At 65.9% G+C, this 22164-nt stretch carries 24 protein-coding genes; 10 read left to right on the plus strand and 14 right to left on the minus strand.

The genetic code is table 11. The features are described from left to right. The first annotated feature begins 13 nt into the window (after positions 1–13). From AC5RV3_RS12940 to AC5RV3_RS12950, 3 genes are all read left to right on the plus strand, one after another. On the plus strand, positions 14–1777 hold the full coding sequence (locus AC5RV3_RS12940) for a DUF2306 domain-containing protein (protein ID WP_494122478.1): 1764 nt from the start codon (positions 14–16) through the stop codon (positions 1775–1777). A gap of 74 nt (positions 1778–1851) precedes the next feature. Beyond that, a complete protein-coding gene (locus tag AC5RV3_RS12945; protein WP_494122479.1) occupies positions 1852–4665 on the plus strand; it encodes a DEAD/DEAH box helicase in 2814 nt (937 codons plus the stop codon). Beyond that, positions 4662–4994, plus strand: a complete 333-nt coding sequence (locus AC5RV3_RS12950; protein WP_494122480.1) for a DUF3427 domain-containing protein — start codon at positions 4662–4664, stop codon at positions 4992–4994. Before AC5RV3_RS12945 ends, AC5RV3_RS12950 begins: the two co-directional genes overlap by 4 nt. 25 nt (positions 4995–5019) lie before the next feature. Here the strand turns inward: AC5RV3_RS12950 and AC5RV3_RS12955 are convergent, their stop codons facing one another. Then, positions 5020–5217 (minus strand): YegP family protein, encoded by a 198-nt coding sequence (locus AC5RV3_RS12955; protein ID WP_494122481.1) that lies wholly within the window; start codon positions 5215–5217, stop codon positions 5020–5022. Between the two features lie 151 nt (positions 5218–5368). Between AC5RV3_RS12955 and AC5RV3_RS12960 the strand changes: the two genes are divergently transcribed. Further along, positions 5369–5593 (plus strand): hypothetical protein, encoded by a 225-nt coding sequence (locus AC5RV3_RS12960; RefSeq protein ID WP_493978740.1) that lies wholly within the window; start codon positions 5369–5371, stop codon positions 5591–5593. 50 nt (positions 5594–5643) lie between these two features. On the opposite strand, the gene AC5RV3_RS12965 is transcribed toward AC5RV3_RS12960, so the two are convergent. After that, positions 5644–6267: a class I SAM-dependent methyltransferase gene (locus tag AC5RV3_RS12965; RefSeq protein ID WP_494122482.1), complete on the minus strand. Its 624-nt coding sequence runs from the start codon at positions 6265–6267 to the stop codon at positions 5644–5646. Between the two features lie 76 nt (positions 6268–6343). After that, on the minus strand, positions 6344–6694 hold the full coding sequence (locus AC5RV3_RS12970; protein ID WP_494122483.1) for a MerR family transcriptional regulator: 351 nt from the start codon (positions 6692–6694) through the stop codon (positions 6344–6346). A gap of 109 nt (positions 6695–6803) precedes the next feature. Here AC5RV3_RS12970 and AC5RV3_RS12975 point away from each other — a divergent pair, with 109 nt between their 5' ends. From AC5RV3_RS12975 to AC5RV3_RS12985, 3 genes are all read left to right on the plus strand, one after another. Next, positions 6804–7226: an Hsp20/alpha crystallin family protein gene (locus AC5RV3_RS12975; RefSeq protein WP_493987766.1), complete on the plus strand. Its 423-nt coding sequence runs from the start codon at positions 6804–6806 to the stop codon at positions 7224–7226. Positions 7227–7323: 97 nt separating this feature from the next. Continuing rightward, a complete protein-coding gene (locus AC5RV3_RS12980; RefSeq protein ID WP_494122484.1) occupies positions 7324–7764 on the plus strand; it encodes a J domain-containing protein in 441 nt (146 codons plus the stop codon). An 11-nt stretch (positions 7765–7775) separates the two neighbouring features. Next, the gene (locus tag AC5RV3_RS12985) at positions 7776–8174 is read left to right on the plus strand and encodes a hypothetical protein (protein WP_494122485.1); all 399 of its coding nucleotides are present in this window, start codon (positions 7776–7778) and stop codon (positions 8172–8174) included. A gap of 1 nt (position 8175) precedes the next feature. Here the strand turns inward: AC5RV3_RS12985 and AC5RV3_RS12990 are convergent, their stop codons facing one another. The 4 genes from AC5RV3_RS12990 to AC5RV3_RS13005 form a co-directional block, all read right to left on the minus strand. After that, on the minus strand, positions 8176–9087 hold the full coding sequence (locus AC5RV3_RS12990; RefSeq protein WP_494122486.1) for a cation diffusion facilitator family transporter: 912 nt from the start codon (positions 9085–9087) through the stop codon (positions 8176–8178). Then, positions 9084–9491 carry an ArsR/SmtB family transcription factor gene (locus tag AC5RV3_RS12995; protein WP_494122487.1) on the minus strand — a complete coding sequence of 136 codons (408 nt, stop codon included), beginning with the start codon at positions 9489–9491 and terminating at the stop codon, positions 9084–9086. Before AC5RV3_RS12995 ends, AC5RV3_RS12990 begins: the two co-directional genes overlap by 4 nt. 130 nt (positions 9492–9621) lie before the next feature. Beyond that, positions 9622–9948, minus strand: coding sequence for a 2Fe-2S iron-sulfur cluster-binding protein (locus AC5RV3_RS13000; RefSeq protein ID WP_494111689.1), 327 nt, complete (start codon positions 9946–9948; stop codon positions 9622–9624). A gap of 11 nt (positions 9949–9959) precedes the next feature. Then, entirely contained in the window at positions 9960–11096 is a 1137-nt protein-coding gene (locus AC5RV3_RS13005) for a cytochrome P450 (RefSeq protein ID WP_494122488.1), read from the minus strand. A 359-nt stretch (positions 11097–11455) separates the two neighbouring features. Here AC5RV3_RS13005 and AC5RV3_RS13010 point away from each other — a divergent pair, with 359 nt between their 5' ends. Further along, a complete protein-coding gene (locus AC5RV3_RS13010) occupies positions 11456–12370 on the plus strand; it encodes a LysR family transcriptional regulator (RefSeq protein WP_494122489.1) in 915 nt (304 codons plus the stop codon). Positions 12371–12399: 29 nt separating this feature from the next. Here AC5RV3_RS13010 and AC5RV3_RS13015 read toward each other — a convergent pair whose 3' ends face one another. Continuing rightward, the gene (locus tag AC5RV3_RS13015; protein WP_494122490.1) at positions 12400–13560 is read right to left on the minus strand and encodes an acyl-CoA dehydrogenase family protein; all 1161 of its coding nucleotides are present in this window, start codon (positions 13558–13560) and stop codon (positions 12400–12402) included. 219 nt (positions 13561–13779) lie between these two features. Here AC5RV3_RS13015 and AC5RV3_RS13020 point away from each other — a divergent pair, with 219 nt between their 5' ends. Further along, complete coding sequence (locus AC5RV3_RS13020; protein ID WP_494122491.1) at positions 13780–15372, plus strand: PucR family transcriptional regulator ligand-binding domain-containing protein; 1593 nt, start codon at positions 13780–13782, stop codon at positions 15370–15372. A gap of 2 nt (positions 15373–15374) precedes the next feature. On the opposite strand, the gene AC5RV3_RS13025 is transcribed toward AC5RV3_RS13020, so the two are convergent. Further along, on the minus strand, positions 15375–16562 hold the full coding sequence (locus tag AC5RV3_RS13025) for a CaiB/BaiF CoA transferase family protein (RefSeq protein ID WP_494122492.1): 1188 nt from the start codon (positions 16560–16562) through the stop codon (positions 15375–15377). Between the two features lie 262 nt (positions 16563–16824). Here AC5RV3_RS13025 and idi point away from each other — a divergent pair, with 262 nt between their 5' ends. Beyond that, positions 16825–17355: an isopentenyl-diphosphate Delta-isomerase gene (gene idi / locus AC5RV3_RS13030; RefSeq protein ID WP_494122493.1), complete on the plus strand. Its 531-nt coding sequence runs from the start codon at positions 16825–16827 to the stop codon at positions 17353–17355. 26 nt (positions 17356–17381) lie between these two features. Here idi and AC5RV3_RS13035 read toward each other — a convergent pair whose 3' ends face one another. The 5 genes from AC5RV3_RS13035 to AC5RV3_RS13055 all read right to left on the minus strand — a co-directional run bounded on the left by AC5RV3_RS13035 (position 17382) and on the right by AC5RV3_RS13055 (position 22027). Continuing rightward, positions 17382–19775 (minus strand): putative bifunctional diguanylate cyclase/phosphodiesterase, encoded by a 2394-nt coding sequence (locus tag AC5RV3_RS13035; protein ID WP_494122494.1) that lies wholly within the window; start codon positions 19773–19775, stop codon positions 17382–17384. Positions 19776–20002: 227 nt separating this feature from the next. After that, a complete protein-coding gene (locus AC5RV3_RS13040) occupies positions 20003–20542 on the minus strand; it encodes a hypothetical protein (RefSeq protein ID WP_494122495.1) in 540 nt (179 codons plus the stop codon). Between the two features lie 50 nt (positions 20543–20592). Then, the gene (locus tag AC5RV3_RS13045; protein WP_494023542.1) at positions 20593–21081 is read right to left on the minus strand and encodes a pyridoxamine 5'-phosphate oxidase family protein; all 489 of its coding nucleotides are present in this window, start codon (positions 21079–21081) and stop codon (positions 20593–20595) included. Between the two features lie 161 nt (positions 21082–21242). Beyond that, on the minus strand, positions 21243–21728 hold the full coding sequence (locus tag AC5RV3_RS13050) for an SRPBCC family protein (protein ID WP_494023543.1): 486 nt from the start codon (positions 21726–21728) through the stop codon (positions 21243–21245). Next, a complete protein-coding gene (locus AC5RV3_RS13055) occupies positions 21725–22027 on the minus strand; it encodes an ArsR/SmtB family transcription factor (RefSeq protein ID WP_494122564.1) in 303 nt (100 codons plus the stop codon). Before AC5RV3_RS13055 ends, AC5RV3_RS13050 begins: the two co-directional genes overlap by 4 nt. Between the last annotated feature and the right edge of the window lie 137 nt (positions 22028–22164).

Consider the following 22164-nt stretch of genomic DNA (forward strand, 5'->3'; position numbering starts at 1 on the left):
GGGGGAATCAACAATGGCTGCAGAAACCATCGCCGTCACCGAGGCCTCCGGGCGCCGGCCCCGCGGCCGCTGGCTCATACCTGCCGGCTTGATCTTTGTCAGCCTTATCCCGGTCATCTTCGGATCCATACGCGTGGCCGAGCTGACCGGGGGAGCGCCGGTGACGCCTGCCAACGAGCGATTCTTCGACTCGCCCGTTCCCGTGCTGATCCACATCCCTGCGGCCAGCGTCTACAGCCTGGTCGGGGCATTCCAGTTCGTGCCCTCGCTCCGTCGCGGCAAGCGAGGCCGGCGCAGCTGGCACCGCATCGCCGGGGTGGTCCTCATCCCGTCCGGCCTGTTCGCTGCCCTCTCCGGCCTCTGGATGTCCGTCTTCTACGACCTCCCGCCCGACGACGGCGTCATCCTGCTCGTCCTTCGCCTGGTGTTCGGCACGGCCATGACGGCGAGCATCATCCTGGGCATCCTTGCGATCAAGCGGCGCAACTTCGCCGCCCACGGTGCCTGGATGGCCCGCGGCTATGCGATCGGAATCGCCGCCGGAACGCAAGCCCTGGTGACCATCCCGTGGATTCTCCTAGTGGGCCCGACCAACGAACTGAGCCGTGCAGTGCTTATGGGGGCGGCCTGGCTGCTCAACCTTGCGGTGGCCGAGTACTTCATCCGCCGCCGCGCCCACCGCTCTGCACACACACGGCGGATTTCCGGCAAGTCCAATGCCCCTCGAAGCCAGAGCTTCCCGATGAGGGCTGCGGTATACCGGAAGTTTGGTCCGCCGGAGGTTGTTAGCGTGGCCGAGGTGCCGCAGCCCTCGCCCGGTCCACGCGATGTGCTGGTCAAAGTCCACGCGAGCACGGTGAGCGCCGCCGACTACCGTTCCAGGGGCCGCGACGTTCCTAAAGGACTGGGGTTGTTGGCCGCCAAGGGCCTCGGCCTCTTCCGGCCACGCAACCAGGTCCTCGGCATGGACTTTTCCGGTGAGGTGGCGTCCGTGGGCACCGAGGTCACCAAATTCCATCCCGGCGATGAAGTCGTGGGAATGCTCGGCGCCAAGGTTGGCGGCCATGCCGAGTACGTGTGCCTGGCCGAGGACGGCGCAATCACGGCCAAGCCGCGAAACATGGGCTTCGACGAAGCCGTGACCCTTGTCTTTGGCGGACTCACCGCACGCAACTTTCTGAACCGAGCCGACCTCCAGCCGGGCGATACCGTCCTGATCAATGGCGCTTCCGGAGCGGTCGGAACGGCCGCCGTACAGCTGGCGAAACAGCTCGGCGCGCACGTCACCGGCGTCTGCAGTGCCGCCAACGCCAAGCTCGTCGCCTCGCTTGGCGCCGACCGGGTCATCGACTACGCCCGGACCGACTTCACCAAGGAGGGCAAGACCTACGACGTGATCATGGACTGCCTCGGCAACGCACCCTTCGAGCGAGTCGAACCGTCCCTAAACCGAGGCGGCTCCCTGTTGCTGGTCATCGCCGACCTCAAAGCGATGCTCCTGGCATCCAGCCGCACGCGGAAAAGCGGCAAGCAGGTCGTCGTCAGCAGCAAGTACTCGGCCGACGACCTCAAACATTTGGTTTACCTTGCAGAATCCGGTCAGTACCGCCCAGTCATCGACAGAACTTACGACCTCGACGACATCGTCCAAGCCCACCACTTCGCCGACACCGGACGCAAAACCGGCAACGTCGTCCCGTCAATCGCGACAGGCAATCTTGCCCTCGACGGTCAGTCGCCGTGTATTGCTAAGCCTTCTTCTCCGTCAGAATCGTGAGCCATTGTTGAATAAACACAATGATGCCGGGCGTCGCACAAGAAAATGTCCCTACGCTCATCTACCCTGGCTTGGTGAACGCATTCATTGGGGGACGAGAAGCCGACGCACTACAAGAAGGTCTATATGAGGTCCTCCACACCGAATCGCTGTCCCGCCGTTTAGAGCACTTGCCGGACTACCAGACGAACTTCGAGTTAGTAGACGCTGCTGACGCCACAGAGATCCTTTCAAGACATATTGGTGAGGCCGCCAGGAATGCATTAGCGGCGGCGAAGCCGGAGGACCGGCTGGCACTTGCCAACAGGATGTTAGAAGTTATCCAGGCAGAAGACTCGATCAAGGACGGCCCGCAGCAACTTCTTTCGCTTCATGCACCGGAGAAACTGCGACGTCGAAACCTTCGTCGTCCACTTACCGCATTATCGGATTCTGCACTTCTAACGAATGGCAAGGACGATCCGAACCTGGCAGCAGAACTCCGTGCCGAAATGGCCTCGGCCAATGCCGTCTACCTGCTCAGCGCCTTCATCAAGTGGAGTGGGCTGCGTCTTCTGGAGGCGGCACTCGATGAGCTCGTAGAACGCGGTGTCCCCCTCCGCGTTATCACCACCACCTATATGGGTGCCACCGAACGCCGTGCGGTTGATGAGCTGGTCCGCAGACACGGGGCAGAAGTGCGGATCAGCTACGAAACCCAAGCCACTAGGCTCCACGCCAAGGCATGGCTTTTCCGCCGCAACACTGGATTCGATACGGCCTACGTGGGCAGTTCCAATCTGAGCAGACCGGCCCTCCTGGACGGACTGGAATGGAACGTCCGTTTGTCGTCTGTCACAACGCCTGCGCTGCTGAACAAGTTCGAAGTCACGTTTGACAGCTATTGGGAGCAGCGGGCTTTCGTCCCCTATGACCCGGATGCCGACGCCGAAAGGCTCGACGCCGCCCTGCTGCGGAACGGCGGCACCACCGCGATGCAGCCCATGGGAGCCACTGGGCTGGAGGTCCAGCCACATCTGCATCAGGTTGAGATGTTGGAGGAGCTTGAAACGTCCCGCGGAATCCACGGCCACCATCGAAACCTGGTAGTGGCAGCTACGGGCACCGGCAAGACGGTTGTCGCTGCCCTGGACTACCAGCAGCTTTGCAACCAAGCCGGCCGCCAGCTTACTCTGCTGTTCGTCGCCCATCGGAAGGAAATCTTGGAGCAAGCCCTGCGCACGTACCGAGCCGTTACGCAGAGCGGCTCATTTGGCGAACTCTACGTCGGGGATGATAAGCCGACCCAATGGAAACACGTCTTTGCCAGCGTTCAGTCTCTTGGATCCAAAGGTGTCGAACAGATCTCCCCCCAGCATTTTGACGTCGTTGTCATCGACGAGTTTCACCACGCAGAGGCACCGACGTACAGGCGGATCATTGACCACCTTCGCCCGCAGGAACTGCTTGGGCTGACCGCCACCCCGGAGCGCGGCGACGGCGTCAACGTCGCGGAGGCGTTCTTTGGCGGCCGCACAGCAAGCGAACTTCGCCTGTGGGACGCATTGGATGCCGACCTGTTGGTTCCATTCCATTATTTCGGACTGGCGGACGACGTCGACCTGAGCCAGGTGGAATGGAAGCGGGGCAACTACGATCTCCAGGCACTGAGCGTCCTGTACACGGGCAACGACGCCCGTGCGGCCAAGGTCATTAAGGAACTGCGCGATAAAGTGCTCAGCACCACGGAGATGCGAGCCATAGGATTCTGCGTCTCCGTCCAGCACGCACGTTACATGTCCAAGGTTTTTAACGGCGCCGGCATCACTTCTGTGGCCGTCTCAGGCGACACGACCAGCGAGGACAGGGCCGCAGCCCTTTCCAATCTTCGGAGCAAGGAGATCAACTGCATTTTCGCCGTCGACCTCTTTAACGAAGGCCTGGACGTGCCGGAAGTTGACACGATCCTGCTGCTGCGTCCGACGCAAAGCTCGACCATCTTCCTCCAGCAGCTCGGCCGCGGCCTCCGGCGAGCCGAGGATAAGGCCGTCCTGACAGTTCTGGACTTCATCGGCCAGCAGCGCCGCGAATTCCGATTTGCCCCCAAGTTCCGGGCGCTGACCGGAACCAGTCGGGCAGGCCTCGTGAAACAGATCGAGGAGGAGTTTCCGCTCTTGCCTTCGGGCTGCCAGATCATCTTGGATCGGGTGGCGCAGCGGAGCGTGCTGGACAACATCAGATCCCAGCTGAGGTTCAACCGCAACCAGCTGGTCGCCGACGTACGGTCACATGCCGAGGTCCTGCTGGAGGACTACCTGCGCGAGTCCGGCAGGGACGCGTCGGAGGTATACCGGAAAACCGGTGACTCCTGGACGTCGCTGATCCGTGAGGCCGGGCTGATCGAAGCCGGCGTGCAGCCGCCCGTTCACCGCGAGGGCCGGTCACTTTTCGAGGAGCAACTTGTACTCAAAAAGATGACCGCGCTGATGCATGTCGATGATCCTGAACGGGCTGAGACATACACTGCGCTCGTTTCCCCAGCCGGCGTGCCTTACGAAGACCTGGGGGAGCGAGAGAAGACCCTGGCCCGGATGCTTTTCTTTACCCTCTGGCCTGATGGTGGAGACTTCGAAAAGTACGACGACGGCTTCGAGCAGTTGCGGGCCTATCGTTACGCTTGCTCGGAGATTAGCCAATTGATGAAGCTCGGCGTAAAGGCTGCCCGCCACATGCCTAAGGGGCTCGGACTAGGCCTACAACACCTACCCATGTACTCCCACGCCACATACCGCCGTGAAGAAGTGCTGGCAGCCCTCGGCATCGCCAAGCTCGGCGGGCGGAACGCGCAGCACAGGGAGGGTGTTGCCTGGAGCCCGGAAATAGCTACCGACGCCTTTTTGTCACCTTGAACAAGGACGAAAAGAATCACTCGGCCACCACCATGTACAAGGACTATGCGCTGAGTGAGGACTTGTTCCACTGGGAATCACAGAACTCGGCGTCCACCACGAGCCCGGTCGGGCGGCGGTACCTCGACCGCAAAGCGCACGGGTCACAGATTGTTCTGTTTACACGAGAGCATGCAAAAGATGATGTCGGAATGACCATGCCCTACACATGTCTGGGCCAGGTCGATTACGTGCAGCACTCGGGGGAGAAGCCGATCGCGATCACTTGGAAGCTGCAGAGGCCGATGCCGGCGGACGTTTACGCGGCAGGCAGGGCGGTGGCACGGTGAGCAACGAAGCAGTCAGCTGCCCCGGCTAGGTATTTGCTGTGTCGTCCGTCCGGTCGATAACGCGGCCGGTACCGGCGATTTCACGTGCGAGTTCGATGCCGTCCTTGGCCTCCTGGAGGGACGGATACGTCACCGACTCGGCCATGAGATTTCCCTTACCGTCCAGCATCCTGACCCGGTAGCCGCCGTCGGGCGCCTTGATCACTTCGAAATGCCCAGCCATGTCATGCGTTCCTGTCCACGAGGTTTCCACGGCGCTGTGGAGTCCAAACAGTATGGCATCCGGCCTTTGCCGCCGTCTTGAGCCCTTGCCACAGGTGCCCGCCGCGAGGAAAGTGGACAGTACGCTGACACGCTAGCGAAGGGAAAAACCCATGCAGATCGACAAGCAGCAGATCATCGATTTCCTCAAGCAGCAGGGCAAAGAGGACCAGGCAGTTGCGGCAGATGCAGAACTGCCGGAGAAGGTGGACACCGAGCGCGACTCGGGGCTGTTGTCCAGGCTGGGCATCGACGTCGACGCGCTGCTCGGCAAGCTCCCCGGAGGATTGGGCGAGAAGCTGGGCGGCATGAAGGACAAGCTCGGGGGATTCGGGTAACTAACGCTTCCGCCTAAAAGCGGCCGCGCCGCGCAGCGCCCGGAGACAGCCTAGCGGTTGGCTCCGGGCGTTGCCGTGCCCGCCACCATTGGATTTATCGGGAGCCATGCCGGGCCGACGGCAAACTCCTCCTGCGCGGCCACGCTGAAGCCGGCGGCAGCGATGGCCGCCGCGGTGTTCCGGTTGGGCTCGCAGCCCTGTGCCGCGAACGACCACACGGGCCGCAGCAGGTCCTGCACTTTGCCGTGCGCGCCCGGGCCGCGGATGTGCTCCAGGAAGAGAAGCTTGCCACCCGGCTTGAGCACGCGCCTGGTTTCGGCCAGAGCCGCCGTCTGGTCGGGGACGCTGCACAGCACCAGGGTGAACACCACGGCGTCCACGCTGGCGTCCTCGGCCGGCAAGTCCTCGGCTACCGCATCCACGACGCGAACCGCTGCGGAGTGGGACCCCACCCGGGACTCGAGCCGTTTGCGCATGTTCGGGTCCGGCTCGACCAACGTGACGGAGCACCCCGGCGGGAAGTAGGGCAGATTCGCGCCGGTGCCGGCACCGACGTCGTACACAATTCCGCTCAACCCGGACAGCAAGGCGGTGCGGTGGGACGCGAGCTCCGCCGGTTCGCGGCGAATGGCGGCATCATATTGCGCGGCGAACAGCGCGCTTCGCAGTCCCATGGGCGTGGTCCTTTGTTCGGCTCCGGAGTAGGCCCCGGTGTCGACCATACTCCGGGTCCCCGGGGAGGGGAGGCGTTCAGGCCGGCCGCGTGGTTTCCTCCGGTTCCTCGGGCTGCTCCCGTCCGGCCGCACGTTCCTTGGCCGCTTTGAGCTGCCGGTGCAGCGAAGCGTTGTCCTCTTCCAGCTCCAAGACCTTGCCGACGCCGGCCAGGTTCACGCCGTCGTCCACGAGTTCGCCGATTCGGCGGAGGCGGTCGACGTCGTCCTGGCTGTACCGCCGCGTGCCGCCCGCCGTGCGCTCAGGTTCCAGCAGGCCGCGGCGTTCGTACAGGCGCAGGGTCTGCTCTCCGACGCCCACGATGTCGGAGACCACGGAGATGCCGTAGACGCCCTTGTCCGTCCGCGGCTGCTTCTTCTCGCTTGCCAAGATTCCTCCAAAAACCGACTTGCAAACATAGTAGCGCAGAGTCATAATATCTATGCGCTCGAACATAGATTTAGGTGAGCGCCAAGGAGAAGAACTGAAGGAGGCTGCCATGTTGATGAGAACTGATCCCTTCCGTGAGCTGGACCGCCTGACCCAGCAGGTCTTCGGAAACCAGGCACGCCCGGTGGCGATGCCGATGGATGCGTGGCGCGAAGGCGAGGAGTTCGTCGTCGAACTCGACCTGCCCGGCGTCGATCCGTCCACCATCGACCTGGACGTGGAACGCAATGTCCTCACGGTTGCCGCGGAGCGCAAGTCCAAGATCGAGGACGGCAAGGAAGTCGTTGCCGCCGAACGGCCCAGCGGCACGTTCAGCCGCCAACTGATCCTGGGCGACACGCTTGATACTGACAAGGTCACGGCGAACTACGAGGCCGGCGTGCTGGCCCTCCGGATCCCCATCCGCGAACAGGCCAAGCCGCGCAAGATCGAGATCAAAGGCGGAGACACCAAGCAGATGATCGACGCCTGACCTGTGGGATCGCAGCCGGTGGTTACGCCCGGGCCCGGGCGGAACCACCGGCTGGCCATGAGCGGCGTAAGCTTCCGGCAGCAGGAGGGAGGCCAGCATGGGCGACGCCGACTTCTACGCCATCCTGGGCGTGGCGCCCGATGCTAGCGATGCGGACATCAGGCGCGCCTACCGGTCCTTGCTGCGCGTGCATCACCCGGATCTGAAGCACGACGGCGATGCGCCGCGGTCGCGCGCCGACGGCCTGGCAATGGGTGCCATCCTGCAGGCCTACTCCGTGCTGGGAGACGTGGGCCGCCGGGCAGATTACGACCGCGGGCGCCGGGTGGGCAGCAGGCGCGACCGAACGGCGACGGCTTCGTCCGGCGGCGGGCAGGCGTCTTCGCCGGGACGGCCCGCGACGCCCAGGACGCGTCCCCGTCCCGCGCCCGGAGTGCGGCCGGCCATGCAGGTGGCGGATCCGGTCTACCTCGGCTTCCCACGAGCGGAGCCCGAGGATACCGTGTGGCCTGAGTGGCTGCTATTCCCCTTTCGATGAAGCGAGGATCAATGCCTGTTTCCAGTTGGCGTCGGTATGACCATCACCTGTTTCCCATTTTCCATGAACGGTTCGAGGAGCGTTGGGGGCCGGGGACCGCGCCGTTTCTGGACCCGAGCGTTTTCGAAGAAGGCCAGCCGCGTCCGCGTGCGCAGTGGATCAACGTCGATACCGGCGCGGCAGTCGCCGTCGTCCCGGTGTGGGAGGACGACGACGGCGAACACCGGTCCTTCGCCGTGTTCTACCTGCCGCCGGCCGGCGGCATCTGGGCGCTGCGCCCGGGCTTCACGAACTACACGGAAAGCGTCAACGGCGGCCCGGAACAGGCGGCCTTACGCAACGACTCGTTCAAGAAGGCCGTGGCCCACGCCGAGGAGTTCATCTACGGGACAGGCGGGACCGGGCCTTAGGTCAGTCGTGGCCCGGGTGCTCGTGCTCCACGTGGCCTGCGGGCTCCAGTTGAAAGGTGGAGTGCTCCACGCTCAGCTCGAAGTGTTCGGCCACGCACTGCTGCAGTTGGTCCAGGACCTGCGGGGCGTGACCGTCCACAAAGCAGGAATCCTCGATCACCACGTGCGCGCTGAGCACCGGGATGTTGGAGGAGATCCGCGAGGCGTGCAGGTCGTGGACCGACAGCACGTGCGGCACTTCCAGGATGTGTTGGCGGACGTCCTCGAGATCCAGCCCCTTCGGCACGGTTTCCAGCAGGATGCTGCCCGCCTCGCGGAGGATCTTGATCGTGCGCGGGACGATCAGGACGGCGATCAGCATCGCGGCCAGTGCGTCAGCCTGGGTCCACCCGGTGGTGGCGATGACGACGGCGCTGGCGATGACGGCGACGGAGCCGAGGGCGTCATTGACCACCTCGAGGAAAGCCGCCCGCAAGTTGAGGTTCGCGTTCCGGCCGGCGCTGAGCACCAGCATGGCGGCGATGTTCCCCAAGAGGCCGATGATGCCGAAGACCAGCAGGCCACCCGAACTGACTTCGGGCGGGTGGAACAGCCGCTGGACACCTTCCACCAGCGCGTAGATTCCGACCGCGAGCAGGACCGCGGCCTGGGCTCCCGCGGCCAGGACTTCCATCCGGAGGTACCCCCAGGTGCGGCGCGGGGTGTGCGGGCGGACCATGAGCGAAGCGGCGATCAGGGCGATCAGGAGGCCACCGGCATCGGTGAGCATGTGCCCGGCGTCCACCAGCAGTGCAAGGCTCCCGGTCACGAAGGCGCCGACCACCATGGCGACCAGAATGGAGGCGGTGATGGCGAAGGCTATGGCCAGTCGGCCGCGGTGCGTCGGCCCGGCATGATGGTGGTGGCCGCTCACGCCGACGCCTCGGATGAGGGCGCCACACCTGGCAGCGCCTCCGCGGCGGCCCGACTGCCGGCGACGGTCGGGCACAGTTCGACGGCGTAGCCGGTGGCCTTCAACAGTTGTTCGGCTGACGCCAGGGCGGCGAGCAGCTCGGGTTCGGTGGTCAGCGAGTACATCGACGCCCGTCCCACCGGGCGTGAGGTGACCAGGCCGCAGTCGCTCAGGCAGGCCAAGTGGGCGCTGACCGTGGACTGGGCAAGGCCGAGGTGCTCCGTCAGCTCCCGTACCTTGTGCTCGCCCGTGGTCAGGTGCTGCAGGATGGTCAGCCGGGTGGGGTCCGAAAGGCTGTGGAACAAAGCGGCCGCCGGTGCCAAGTCGCCCGTTCGACCGGCAGTCCGTTCCCGTTGCATCGTCATATGGCGATGATATCGACGAAAGTCGGGTTTCCCTACCGCTGCCCCACCGCACTCCGGGCGCCAGGACGGGTCAGCACGCGCACGGGCGGTCCCGTGCGCGTGCCGAACACCGCCATCGTTCTGTGCTGCCTCAGATCTGGTCGTCGGGGATGTCGACTTCGATCTGTTCGAGGCCGTCACCGACGGTGATCTGGCAGCCGAGCCGGCTGCGCGTTTCGTCGCGGGGGCCGGCGGTGCAGTCGAGCATTTCGTCTTCGTCGTCGCCGATTTCGGGCAGGCCGTCGAGGTATTCGGGGCGGACGTAGACGTGGCAGGTGGCGCACATGGCCTGGCCGCCGCACTCGCCGACGATGCCGTCGACGCCGTTGGTGACGGCGGCGCGCATCAGTGAGGTGCCGGGGTCGACGTCGAGCACGTCCACGTTGCCGTCGGAGTGGTGGAAGCTGATCTTTGCCATGGTCCTTCTTCCTAGTTCCAGGTGACGGGCAGGCTGGTCAGGCCGCGGAACACCCAGCCGTCCCAGGTCTCGGTGCGGCTTTCGTCGGTGCGCAGGCCTGGGAAGCGCTCATAGGCCAGGGGCACGGCGAGTTGTCCGATGGCTGACTTCGCGGCCCAGTGTCCGGCACACAGGTGAACCCCGCTGCCGAAAGCCAAGTGGGAGGTCTTCGGCCGGAAAATGTCGAAGTCTCCGGCGCTGGGACCGAAATGCGCCGTGTCGCGGTTGGCGGAGGCCACGACGACGCCGATGCCGGCGCCTGCGGGCAACTCGACACCGCACAGGGTGGTGTCCCGGGTAGTCTGCCGCGGATACATGCCGATGGGGGAGAGCCACCGGACGGCTTCGTCGAAGACGGCAGGCCATAGCGATGAATCCTGCAGTACGGCCTGGCGCTGCTCGGGATGCCGGCTCAGCGCCCACACCATGTTGGTCACCATGTGCTGCGGCTCGTTCATGCCGCCGGAGATCGTGAGCTTGACGTTGGCGGCGACGTTCTCGAACGGCAGTCCGCTGTTGGCCAGCGCGGACGTCATCGAGGCGTCGGGATGCCGCTGGTAAAACGGGATGAGCTCGTCGAGGATTTCATCCAGTTCGGCTCGCGAAGCATCGCACCGGTCCCAGATGCTCTGGTCGTCGAGGACGTTCCCGGCTCCGGCGATGAAATCATGCGACCAGCGGCGCATCTGTTCAACAGCCACGTCCTTGAGGCCGAGCAGGTCGATCAGGTTTTTCGAGGCGACCGGCGCGGCGTAGTCCCGGTTGAGGTCGGCACGGTCGGGGCCGGCTTCCTCCACCTGATCCAGGAACAGGCGGGCGTTGCGTTCGAAGACCGGCGCCCACGCATCCTTGATGTTCTTGGGGCGCAGCACCGGATTGATCGCGGCCCTGTCGGCGGCATGTTCCGGATCGTCTTTGCGCAGCATCGGCTGGCCGCCGAGGGCGCGGTTCATGGTGGCGCCGCTGACGTTGGCACTGAAAATCTCCTGGTCCATCTCCACCGCATGGCATCCCGCGTAGCTAGTCACCAGGAACCGGTTGAGCGACGGCACCCACGCAACAGGTGCCTCTTCCCGGAGGCGGCGGTACGTGGGGTAGGGATCCTCCATCAGGTCCGCCGGCCGCACCCAGTCCGCCGGGGCGGACGCCCGGCTTTCAGGAGCCGACGACTCTGCGCGGACGGCTCCGGGAGCCGCCGGTGTCGCGGCATCGGGTGCTGTGGCGGAAACGGGAAATGGGGCTGGAACGGAAGGTGGGGCGGGAGCACTCGGTGTTGCCGCAACGGCAAGGGGGGAGGGCCGGACCCCTTCCGATGTGCTGGTGCCAAACCCGAACGGGCACTGTCCGACGCCGGTAGTCATGGCTTGCTCCTTCGAACTCAGTGGATGTGTCCAGTGTCACCCGGCGGGTATCTGCTAGTAAACTGTGGATATCAGCACAACTTCTTCGATCTCTTAGGAATATCATCTTGCCCAAGTTCACCCTGCGTCAGCTGGAACTCTTTGCGGCCCTGCCCGATCATCCGACGCTGAGCTCGGCGGCGGCCGCCCTGCATATTTCGGAGTCGGCGCTCTCGCACGCGTTGAGCGAGCTGGAGGCAGCGGTGGGCGAGCAGCTGTGTGTGCGCCGGAAGGCCAAGGGCATGTGGCTCACGCCGGCGGGGCAGTACCTCGCCGGCCGGGCCCGGAACATCTTGAAGGAAACCGATGGGCTGGTCAGCGAGCTGGCCGGAGTCGACGGACAGTTGCGGGGACCGGTGGCGCTCGGCTGCTATATCGGACTGGCCAGCAACGTACTGCCCTCGGTGCTGGAGGGCTTCGGGAATCAGCATCCGGGAGTGGAGATCGGCATTACGGTGGGCGATCACGGCGACCTGTTGCCGTCGCTGACGACCGGTGCCTTGGACGCTGCCATCGTTTATGACATAGGCCTGCCCGCGGGACTGCAACGAAAGATCATTTATCGCACCGAGGTGATGGCCGTTTTGGCCCAGTCCCACCCGCTGGCCGGCAAGGCCGAACTGGATCTGGCCGAACTCGCTCCGGAGCCGCTGATCATGCTCGAATCGGTGCCCAGCAGTGGGTATACACAGCTGATGTTCAGCGAACGGGGCCTCACGCCGACGCTGGCGGCCCAGGTGCCGCAAATCGACTTGGTCAGGGCGTTGGTGGGACGCGGCCTCGGCTACAGCCTGCTGATGTCACGGCCGAACCAGATTCCGGTCACCACCGAAGGTTTGCCGATTGTCTCGAGGCCTCTGGTGCCCCGGGCAGGCGGGACCTCGGTGGTGGCCGTTTGGCCCGACGGCGTGGCCCTGAGCGCACGGGCACGTGCTGTGATGGATTACGCCTCCGAGGTGCTGCACGGGGTCGAAACCGTCTGAGCGGAGGCCGCCGGCGCACCTTTTGCGTGTCAGCGGAAGGCGGGGATGCCGGTGATTTTTTGGCCGAGGATCAGGGTGTGGACCTCGTCGGTGCCTTCGTAGGTGCGCACGGATTCGAGGTTGTTGGCGTGGCGCAGCGGCGAGTAGTCCAGGGTGATGCCGTTGCCGCCGAGGATGGTGCGGCATTCGCGGGCGATTTCGATGGCTTCGCGGCAGTTGTTGAGCTTGCCGACGGAGATCTGGTGGGGCTGCAACTGTCCGGCGTCCTTGAGGCGGCCCAGGTGCAGTGCGAGCAGGAAGCCCTTGTTGATTTCCAGTGCCATGTTGACCAGTTTTTCCTGGGTGAGCTGGTAGCCGGCCAGCGGCTTGTCGAACTGCATCCGCTCCTTGGAATAGTCGACCGCGGTCTGCCAGGCATCGCGGGCGGCTCCCATGGCGCCCCAGATGATGCCGTAGCGGGCTTCGTTCAGGCATTCGAACGGGCCGCGGAGCCCCTTGGCCTTCGGCAGCAGCGCTCCGGCGGGCAGGCGGACGTCGGTGAGTTCGATGTCGCACTGGATGGAGGCGCGCATGGAGAGCTTCGCTTCGATCGGGGTGGCCTTGAAACCGGCGGTGTCGGTCGGCACCACGAAGCCGCGGACGCCGTCGTCGGTCTGGGCCCAGATCACGGCGACCTTGGCGACCGAGGCGAGGCCGATCCAGCGCTTGGACCCGTTGAGCACCCAGTCGTCCCCGTCGCGGCGGGCGAAGGTCTTCATGCTGGCCGGGTCGGAGCCGGCGCTGGGTTCGGTCAGGCCGAAGCAGCCGATGGCCTCGCCGGCGGCCATCTGCGGGAGCCACTCTTGTTTCTGTTCCTCGGAGCCGTGCTTGTGGATCGCGCTCATGGCCAGCGAGCCCTGCACGGAGACGAAGGTGCGCAGGCCGGAATCGCCGGCCTCCAGTTCGGCGCCGGCGAGCCCGTATTCGACGGCGGAGCGGCCGGCGCAGCCGTACCCGTCCAGGTGCATGCCGAGCAGGCCGAGCTTGGCCAGCTCGGGCACGATCTCCAGCGGGAACACCGCATTTTCGTACCAGCCGGCGATGTTCGGTTTGATCGCGCTGTCCACAAAGGAGCGGACGTTCTTCTGCAGTTGCCGTTCCTCCTCGGTGAGCAGGGATTCGAACGAAGTCAGGTCATGATCCAAAGACATGGGTTTCCTTCTGGGGAGTTACGGGGAGGGTATTGAGGTGGGATGGCTGCGGGGGCCGGGGATAGTGGTCGCCAGGTGACGGGTCTGGGGGAGGGTGGCGGCGGCCGCGCCGGTCGCGGAGGTGAGCACATCGGTCATAGGGCAACGCTAAGCGCGCGGTGGGCATGGGGTCATCGGATATTCTGCCCAATTCTTCAGGTGGTGTTGGATAATCAGTCCATGGTTTCCCTCGCCCAGCTCAGCCATGAACTCGGAGAATCGCTCAGGCCGGCGGTCCCCGGGCCGGTGCCGGGGATCCAGCTCTCCGGTGTCCATGTTTCCGAGCTGGCAGACCCTGGTGCCTACCTCGAGGGCGGCGAGCTGCTGCTGACCACCGGCATCCCGCTGAGCGGAAGTGCCGCTGCCGTGGACGGGTACGTGCGGCGGCTGGCGGCCAAAGGGGTCGCTGCCCTTGGCCTGGGGCTGGGGGAAGGGCTGGACAGCGTGCCGCCGGAGCTGGTCCGGGCCTGCTCCGCCGAGGGCGTGGAGCTGCTGGTGGTCCCCGACGGCGTCCCGTTCCTGGACGTCTCGCGGATGTTCTGGGAATTGGCCTCGCGGAGTGATCAGGCAGACCTGATTGCGAACCTTGGAACGCAGACAGCTTTGGCCCGCGCGACCATGCGTCCGGATGCCCTGCCATCGGTCGTGCAGGGGCTGGCCCAGGCGCTGGGTGGCTGGGCGGCCTACATGCCCGCGGACGACGGGACGGAGGCCACCGTCTGGCCGGCCAGTGCGCGGCCGCTGCTGCCGCACCTCAGACTGGAAACCACACGACTCAACGTTGCCGGCACCCATTCCGCCGCTACCTTCTGGCTGCACGGCGCTCCCGTCGTCGAGTATCCGATCCTCGTCGGACGGCGGATCGACGGCTTCCTCGCCATCGGCCCCGGCCGGACCCTGACCAAGGCCGACCGGCAGATCATCACGACGGTCTGCGTCCTGCTGGCTTTGAAGGCCCAACAGCGCGACGAACTGCTGGGGACGACGACGGTGCTGGGTTCCGTAGCAGCCAAGCTGATTGCCCGCGGCCAGGTGGAGGCAGCACGGCTGGTAGCCGCCGACGGAAACCTCGGACCGCTGCCGGAACGGGTCCGCGTGCTGGCCGCCCGGATGGGGACGGCGGATTCCCTCGCCGCGCTCGCCGGCGCGGTGTCCCGGCTCCGACCGGCCGACGGCGGCGGCTCGCCGGCGACGGCGCTGGCCAGTTGTGCGCTGCGCTTTGGCGACGACGGGGTGGCCTACTTCCTGCTGGATGCCGGGCTCACGGAACAGGGAGCGGCAGGCTGGCAGGCAGACGGGGAAGCCGACGCGGAACTTCTGGCCTGGACGGGCGGCGACGCGGGCGCCGCCGCCGCCAAGGTTGCGTCAACGTCAACGTCAACGTCAGCAGCTGCCTCCGGCGGCGCGGAGACCGGTGCTGCCTGGACGGAATCCCTCGCCTTGGCGGACGTGGCGGCGGCGATGTCAGCGGTGCACCGTGCCGCGGTCGCGGCGCCTGCGGGCAAGCTCGTGGAACTGGCGGCCGACGACGAAGCCCGCGCCGATGCCTGGGTCGAGGCGCTGGCGGGGTACCGCCGCGCCGAGCTGCTGGAGACCGTGGCCGCTTACCTGCGCCACCGGGGCCACTGGGAGGACACGGCCCGCCAGCTCAACGTCCACCGGAATTCGCTGCGCCATCGCATGGCGGTGGCCGAGCGGCTGCTCGGGGTCAGCGTCGACGATCCGGACGTCGCCGCGCACCTGTGGCTGGCCCTTCGCCGGCGCGGCCTCTGACGTCAGTCCAGGCTGCGCAGCCACTCCAGCACCGACGTGGTGTGTTCGCCGAGCGCGGGCGGGGCAGCGGTGCGGGGTTCGAACGCCGGGCTCCAGGAGATCGGGTGGCGGACCTGGCGGCCGGCGGGCTCCCCGCTGGCATCGCGGACTTCGATGGTCGGGGCCAGCCCCAGTGATTCGGCATACCTGATGCCCTCGTCGATGCCGGCCACGGGCCCGGCGGGAACGCCGACGCCGGTGAGCTTGCCCTGCCACACCGATGCGGAGGCGGCGGACAAAGCCTCCTCCAGCAGCGGGATGAGCTCGTGGCGGTGCTGCACCCGGGCGCTGTTGGTGGCGAAACGCTCGTCGTCCGCGAGCTGCGGCTCTCCCAGGACGGTGGCCAGCTGCCGGAACTGCCCGTCGTTGCCGCAGGCGACGGCCAGCGGGCCATCGGAGCATTCGAGCAGCTGATAGGGAACGATGGACGGGTGCTCGTTGCCCATCCGCCGGGGGACCTTGCCTGCTCCCAGATAGGCTTGGGCCTGGTTGGCCAGGGCGCCCTGCAGGCTGGACAGCAGGTTGACCTCGAGCCGGCTGCCCCGGCCGGTGGCGGCGCGGGCGTTGAGCGCGGCGAGGATCCCGATGGTCGCGTCCTTCGCGGTCAGCACGTCCACCAGGGCGACACCCGCCTTATAGGGTGAACCGTCCGCCTCGCCGGTGATGCTCATCAGGCCGCCGACCGCCTGCACGATGAAGTCGTAGCCGGGCAGGGACGCACCTTCGGCTGAACCGAAACCGGAAATCGACGCGTAGACCAGGCCCGGATTCCCGGCCGAAAGTTCCGCATACCCGAGCCCAAGCCTGTCCATCCCGCCGGGTTTGAAATTCTCCACGACGACGTCGGCAGTCAGCGCCAGCTTCCGGGCCAACCGCTGGTCGCCGGGATCCGCCAGGTCCAAACAGATCGATTCCTTGTTGCGGTTCACGCTCTCGAAGTAGGTGGCCCCGGTCGGGGAATACGGCGGACCCCAGCTGCGGGTGTCATCCCCCGTGCCGGGACGCTCCACCTTGATGACCCGTGCACCTAGATCGGCCAGCGTCATGGTGGCCAACGGGCCGGCGAGCACCCGGGAGAAGTCGGCCACCAGCAGGCCTTCCAAGGGCCTTGTTGGTGGAGCCGGGGCAGCGGTAGTGGGAGAGTCAGGCACGATCCGTCCTTCCGAACAAGCATGAAGTGGCGTCGAGTCTACGGCAGGGCGGCCGGCGCGGGATCGGATGTCTTGGCCATGGGGTGGTCGTTTCGTCCAAGAAGAGGCTGCTTGTTGTCAGCTTCGACACCTTGGAAGGGGCCCGCCTCTTGGGCCACAGACCAAACGGTCCTCTCCCGCCCGCCCATACAATGGCTGGTATGAACACCACTGACCGCTGGGCGCGCTCCCGGCAACGGCAGCTGCCCGGGTCCGGACCGACATGACGGCAGAATCACCCGAGCAGGTAGTGCTGCTGGACGAGAACCTGAAGCCCGCCGGCGTTGCCGACAAGGCCGACATCCACACCGGCGAGACGCCGCTGCACCTGGCGTTCTCCTGCCATATTTCCGACGCCGAGGGCCGCGTGCTGGTGACCAGGCGCGCCCTGAACAAGCTGACCTGGCCGGGTGTCTGGACCAACTCCGCGTGCGGCCATCCGGCCCCGGGGGAGGAGATGGCCGACGCGGTGCGGCGACGGGTGCGCTACGAGCTGGGGCTTGGGCTGGAAAACCTGAGGCTGGTGCTGCCGGACTTCCGTTACCGCGCGGTGGACGCCTCCGGCATCGTGGAGAACGAGTTTTGCCCCGTCTACACTGCGCTGGCCACCGGCGAACTGTCGCCGCGCGATGACGAGGTGGCCGAGTACCGTTGGGTGCGCCCCTCCGACCTGCGGACCGCAGCGACTGCCGCACCGTGGGCCTTCAGCCCGTGGATCGTGCTGCAGCTCCAAGCCTTGGACCGCCTGGCCTAGCCTCCGCAGGAGATGAATCCGAGGCCTCAGGTGGCAGACGAATGTTCGGGCGTCTGCTGGGCCAGGGGTCGGCGGGCATCGCGCTGGGCAGAGCTCGGCAGCGCCGCCGTGCCGGAGGTCACCAGCCGGGCGATGACCTCCTCCGGCCACATGGGTCGGCCGAAGTAGAAGCCCTGGGCGTTCAAAGCCGGGCAGCCGGCCAGCCACTCCACGGTCTCTGCGGTCTCGATGCCCTCGATCACCACGTCCGCCTTCAGCGCTGTGAACATGGCGATCAAATGGCTGACCACGATGTTCCGGGCGTTTTCGTCGTCGTTCCGGGCGCGGCCCTCGCCGCCGCTGACCAGCGAGCGGTCCACCTTGACGATGTCGAAGGGGAACTCGGTCAGCGAGTTCATGGATGAGTAGCCGGAGCCGAAGTCGTCGATGGCGATCCTGAAGCCCTCGCTGCGGAACTGCACGAGGGTTGCCCGGGACTGCTCGGACATCTTGTCCAACGAGTTTTCGGTCAGCTCCACGATGATGTTCAGCTCCGGCCCTTCGGCGCGCATCCGCCTCAGCCGGTCCACGACGGGGGATCCGGCGGCGAGCTGGCTCAGCTCCACGTTGACGGAGATGGAGCGGACACTGGTGACTTCGCTGATGCGGGCCATCGCCGCCGCCGCACCGTCGATCACCTGGATGGTCAGCTCGTCGAGCAGTCCCAGCCGGTTCGCTTCGGTGATTAGCCGGTCCGCCGGAATATTACCGAGTTCGTCGTCCTCGTAGCGGGCCAGGGCCTCGAACCCGACGATCGCATCCAGGTCCAGGGAAACGATGGGCTGTAGCGCCACACGCAGCAGGTGCCGGCGGATGCCGCGTTCAACCGCAACAGCCAGGCAGGCTTCGGCCTCGGAACCGTCGCGCTGTGCGTCGCGCAGGCGCTGCTGCAGCCGCTTGGAGCCGTACATGCCGGAATCGGCGTTGCGCAGCAGCTCCTCGATGTTGGGTGCCGGGTGGTCGGAGTACGCCACGCCGGTGCTGGCCCGCACCCGCAGCGTGTTGCCGCGGGCGCTGAGCGGGCGCGCGATCGCGGCGGCTATGCGGTCGGCGGCGGCGCGGGCGTCGGCTTCGCTGGTGACATCGCGGAGGACGACGACGAATTCGTCGCCACCGATGCGAGCGGCCACGTCGTCCTCGCGGATTTCCGAGCGGATTCGCTGCGCGGTGGCGGTCAGCAGCAGGTCGCCGACGTCGTGGCCGTGCCTGTCATTGACGGCCTTGAATTCGTCGAGGTCCAGATAGACGACGGCGATGGCCTCGCCGGGGCGGCGGCCGGCATTGATCTCGGCCAGCCGATTCCAGAGGGTGCGGCGGTTGCCCAGCCCGGTCAGGGCATCGGTGTCCGCCTGCAGCCGCAGTTCGTGCACCAGCTCATCGTGCCGGACCATGATGCTGCCGACGTGTGCCAGCGCGTCCAGCACCTGCTCGTCTTCTTCGGTGAACTGTGCGCCGCCGTTTCGCGAAGCCACCAGGTAGTTGTCGCCGTGGTCCCAGCGACGCATCCGGACACCGATTTCCCTTTCTTTCGGCGCTTCCGGACGCAGGGACACGCGGTCCGCGCGCACCGAGGCGCTTGCGGCGGCGAGGAGGGTCCTGTCGAGCCCGTCCGGGCTCCACGGCAGCTTGAGCGAGGCGTCGACCAGGCCTGTGAGGCGGCGGCGCAGCTCGCGGTTGCGTAGCCAGCCGGTGACCGCCAGCGCCAGCACGGACGCGAAGACCAGGAGCAACGACTGGACGCCGTCGTGGCTGAACCGCAGGGCGGCGTACTGGGCGGCCAGGCACAGGAGCAGGTTGATGGCCAGCGTGCTCAGTGCCGGCGGCCACCCGATGCCGTTGCGGAAGGTGCTGCTCCGTGTGGCCGTGGTGGCGAAGGCACCCTCGACGGCAATGGCCGTCAGGAAAAAGGCCAGCCAGCCAGCCAGCAGGGCGACCGGCCACGCAAAACCGGCAGCGTTAAGGGCTTGGAACACCGCTACCAGCACGACGGAGGCGAGCAGCCGGCTGATAAACCAGTACACCTCTCCCCAGCGGAAGCGCCGGAAAACCACGCGAGTGGCCAGCAGCCCCACCCCCACCACCGCCACCGTTTCGTGCAGCGGGGCGGTGAGATCGTTGCAGACAATCACGGCGGCGGTCATCGCGGCGGTCGTCTGGCGCCGCATGAGCGGCGTATCCACGCGCAGGTGCCAGGCCAGCACCAGCATCAGCACGGAGAGGACGGCCACCAGGTCGAACTGTGGCGGAGCGATGATTGCAGCCGCGATGACCTGGCCCAACACCAACAGCCCGGCGGCCGAAATGCCGGCGATGGCAGCCCACGCCAAGACGGCCGCCGCCTTGGTCGCCGTCATGATGCTGCCGGCATGCCCGTTCCCCACTTCTGCCGTCCGATGTTAACGTTTCAACAATCGTAACCGCGCAACTCACGCCGCTGGTGCAGCCGGGGGTGGACCGGCCGACTCGGGGTGGTTTGCAGAATCTCCGCTACGGTCCGCGTGGTTCTGGTAATCCGGGCCGACACGCGTCGGGGCCGTCCTGAGCGGACAGCCCCGACGGAGCGGCTGGACCCGGAGCCGCACCGGGTGAACCGGGGGGAACATCACCTTCAGTGCTTGAGCAGCCCCTCCAAGAAGGTGGCGGGCCGCTGCATTTCGCCGTGCTTGGCACCGAGCACGATGACCGTGCCGGCGAAGGCCGGGATGGTCCACTGCAGCAGCTTGAGTTGCTTCTGCGCGGACTTGAGCTCCGGTGACGCCATCGGTGACGGCTCGGTGGCGCCCTCTGCCCCCTGTTCAGCCATCTTCTCCACCTTCTTGCCCAGCATGCCGGCGTAGAGGGTGACGGCCGCGCCGGCCAGGGTGACAACGGTCTTGATGACGGTATTCCGCGTGACCCCTTCCTGCTTGGCCATCCTGCCCTTGTTGCCCGCCAGCAGCGGCAAGCCCGAGGCAAGGTGCGAAACGAAAGCCACGGTCTGGACCGGCGCCCATTTCATCCAGCCGACGCTGGACAAACGGGTCCGCTCGCGCGGATCCTGGGCGGCGGCGGCCGCACCGTTAAGGCCGATGGCGCCCATCAGGGAACCGCCAAACCAGGCGGCGGCAGTAAGGTCGTGCACAGAACGGGCCAAAAGATTTCCGGACATTGCTGACTCCTTAAGTGCGTGCTGTGTTGCCGATCGGCAGGTGCCTCCGGCTAAAGGTTGACGACGTCGTTCTTGCCGACGTCGTCTGCTTGCTTCCCGGTGACCATTCCCTTGGCCAGCTTGAACAGCGTGGCCACCTTGGGAGAATCCGGCTTCCAGTATTCGGCCGTGTGGGCCTCGACCCGGAGCAAAGCCACCGTCGGGTCGTCCTTGCCGTTTTCAAACCACGGTTCCATCATGGGGCTCCACAGTTCGTCGATCTTCGCCTGGTCGCGGACGATTGTGGCGGTGCCCGAGATGGACAGGTAGCCGTCCGAACCGCTGACCGACACGTTCACGTGCGGATTGGCGCGGATTTCGCTGGCCTTGGGCGAGGGATCGTGCGTCACGAACCACAAGTCGCCGTCGAACTCGGCTTCCTGTAGCGCCAGCGGCCGACTGAACAGCTGGCCGCTGGCATTGACCGTGGTGAGGACGCCGATGTCAGCGTCCTTCAGGATCTTGGCTACTTCCTTGCGTCCTTCATCATCGTTCGCCATGAAACCACCTTCCGTCTAGGGTTCAGGGAATCCTCAGCATACTTTCTAATTCCGAGGAGGCCAATGGTGGTTGCGGGCGCGAGACCCTTGGGCAGGGAAGTGCGCGGCACGGGATCGGGGCCTGGCAGGCTCCGACCCCATGCCGCGGCAGTGCCGCCTCTTTACGCGGTGCGGGCGCCGGCGAGCAGCTCGTCCAGCCGCTCGTAGCCTTCGCTCATGCCGCTTTCCATGCCGGACTGGGCCATGCCGTCGCGTGCCTCCAGCGTGGGGTAGACGGAATGGCCGATCAGTTTGCAGCGTCCGTTGCCGAGGTCCTCGAGGGTCATGAACTCGATGCTGACCACGTCCGGGTAGCCGCCGAACTCGAACGTCTGGATGGCGAACTCGTTCTCGCGGACCGTGTGGAAAATGCCGGTAAAGGCGTACTGCTGGCCGTCGGGTCCGGTGTGGAGGTAGCGGTAGCTGCCGCCGGTGCGGAAGTCGTAATGATCGATGTCCATCTTCATGCCGCGCGGGCCCAGCCACTGCTTGAGGAGGTCGGGGTCTTTGTGGGCGCGGAAAACGTCGGCGACGGGATAGTCGAACTCGCGTTCGGTATCGATGAACGGAAGGCCCTCCGGGAGGGTGACTTTCAGTGAGTTGCTCATGGTTTGTCCTTGGATAGTTGGCCGAGCACGGCGTCCAGTCCGCGGTACTGCGCCTCCCGAACCAGCCGGTACTGGTCGATCCACGCAGTGAGCGCTTCGAGCCGTGCAGCGTTTAGGTGAACGGGCCGGCGCTGGGCATCCCTGGTGCGGGTGACCAAATGTGCCTGCTCGAGGACCTGGATGTGCTTCGAAACCGCCTGCTTGGAGATGTCGAAGGGCTCGGCCAGCTCGTTGACCGTTGCCGGTCCGCGGCTAAGCCGGGCGATGATGCGGCGGCGGGCCGGATCTGCCAGGGCCATGAACGCCTTGTCCAGAAGGGCCTCGTCGCTACTACCAGTCACGTTATTCAACTCTTCCCTTGATCAACCTTTCGGTTGAATAAGAACTTACTCCCGCGGCATCGGCAGGTCAAGAGGGCAGCGGCGAAGTCTGGCCT

The organism is Arthrobacter sp. Y3221114, assembly GCF_059092625.1.

Coding starts and splice junctions, on each gene's coding strand:
- AC5RV3_RS12940 (WP_494122478.1), top strand. CDS start 14: ATGGCTGCAGAAACCATCGCCGTCACCGAGGCCTCCGGGCGCCGGCCC.
- AC5RV3_RS12955 (WP_494122481.1), bottom strand. CDS start 5,217: ATGGCTGGGCATTTCGAAGTGATCAAGGCGCCCGACGGCGGCTACCGG.
- AC5RV3_RS12960 (WP_493978740.1), top strand. CDS start 5,369: ATGCAGATCGACAAGCAGCAGATCATCGATTTCCTCAAGCAGCAGGGC.
- AC5RV3_RS12965 (WP_494122482.1), bottom strand. CDS start 6,267: ATGGGACTGCGAAGCGCGCTGTTCGCCGCGCAATATGATGCCGCCATT.
- AC5RV3_RS12975 (WP_493987766.1), top strand. CDS start 6,804: ATGTTGATGAGAACTGATCCCTTCCGTGAGCTGGACCGCCTGACCCAG.
- AC5RV3_RS12980 (WP_494122484.1), top strand. CDS start 7,324: ATGGGCGACGCCGACTTCTACGCCATCCTGGGCGTGGCGCCCGATGCT.
- AC5RV3_RS12985 (WP_494122485.1), top strand. CDS start 7,776: ATGCCTGTTTCCAGTTGGCGTCGGTATGACCATCACCTGTTTCCCATT.
- AC5RV3_RS12995 (WP_494122487.1), bottom strand. CDS start 9,491: ATGACGATGCAACGGGAACGGACTGCCGGTCGAACGGGCGACTTGGCA.
- AC5RV3_RS13000 (WP_494111689.1), bottom strand. CDS start 9,948: ATGGCAAAGATCAGCTTCCACCACTCCGACGGCAACGTGGACGTGCTC.
- AC5RV3_RS13005 (WP_494122488.1), bottom strand. CDS start 11,096: ATGGAGGATCCCTACCCCACGTACCGCCGCCTCCGGGAAGAGGCACCT.
- AC5RV3_RS13015 (WP_494122490.1), bottom strand. CDS start 13,560: ATGTCTTTGGATCATGACCTGACTTCGTTCGAATCCCTGCTCACCGAG.
- AC5RV3_RS13020 (WP_494122491.1), top strand. CDS start 13,780: ATGGTTTCCCTCGCCCAGCTCAGCCATGAACTCGGAGAATCGCTCAGG.
- idi (WP_494122493.1), top strand. CDS start 16,825: ATGACGGCAGAATCACCCGAGCAGGTAGTGCTGCTGGACGAGAACCTG.
- AC5RV3_RS13040 (WP_494122495.1), bottom strand. CDS start 20,542: ATGTCCGGAAATCTTTTGGCCCGTTCTGTGCACGACCTTACTGCCGCC.
- AC5RV3_RS13045 (WP_494023542.1), bottom strand. CDS start 21,081: ATGGCGAACGATGATGAAGGACGCAAGGAAGTAGCCAAGATCCTGAAG.
- AC5RV3_RS13050 (WP_494023543.1), bottom strand. CDS start 21,728: ATGAGCAACTCACTGAAAGTCACCCTCCCGGAGGGCCTTCCGTTCATC.
- AC5RV3_RS13055 (WP_494122564.1), bottom strand. CDS start 22,027: ATGGCCCTGGCAGATCCGGCCCGCCGCCGCATCATCGCCCGGCTTAGC.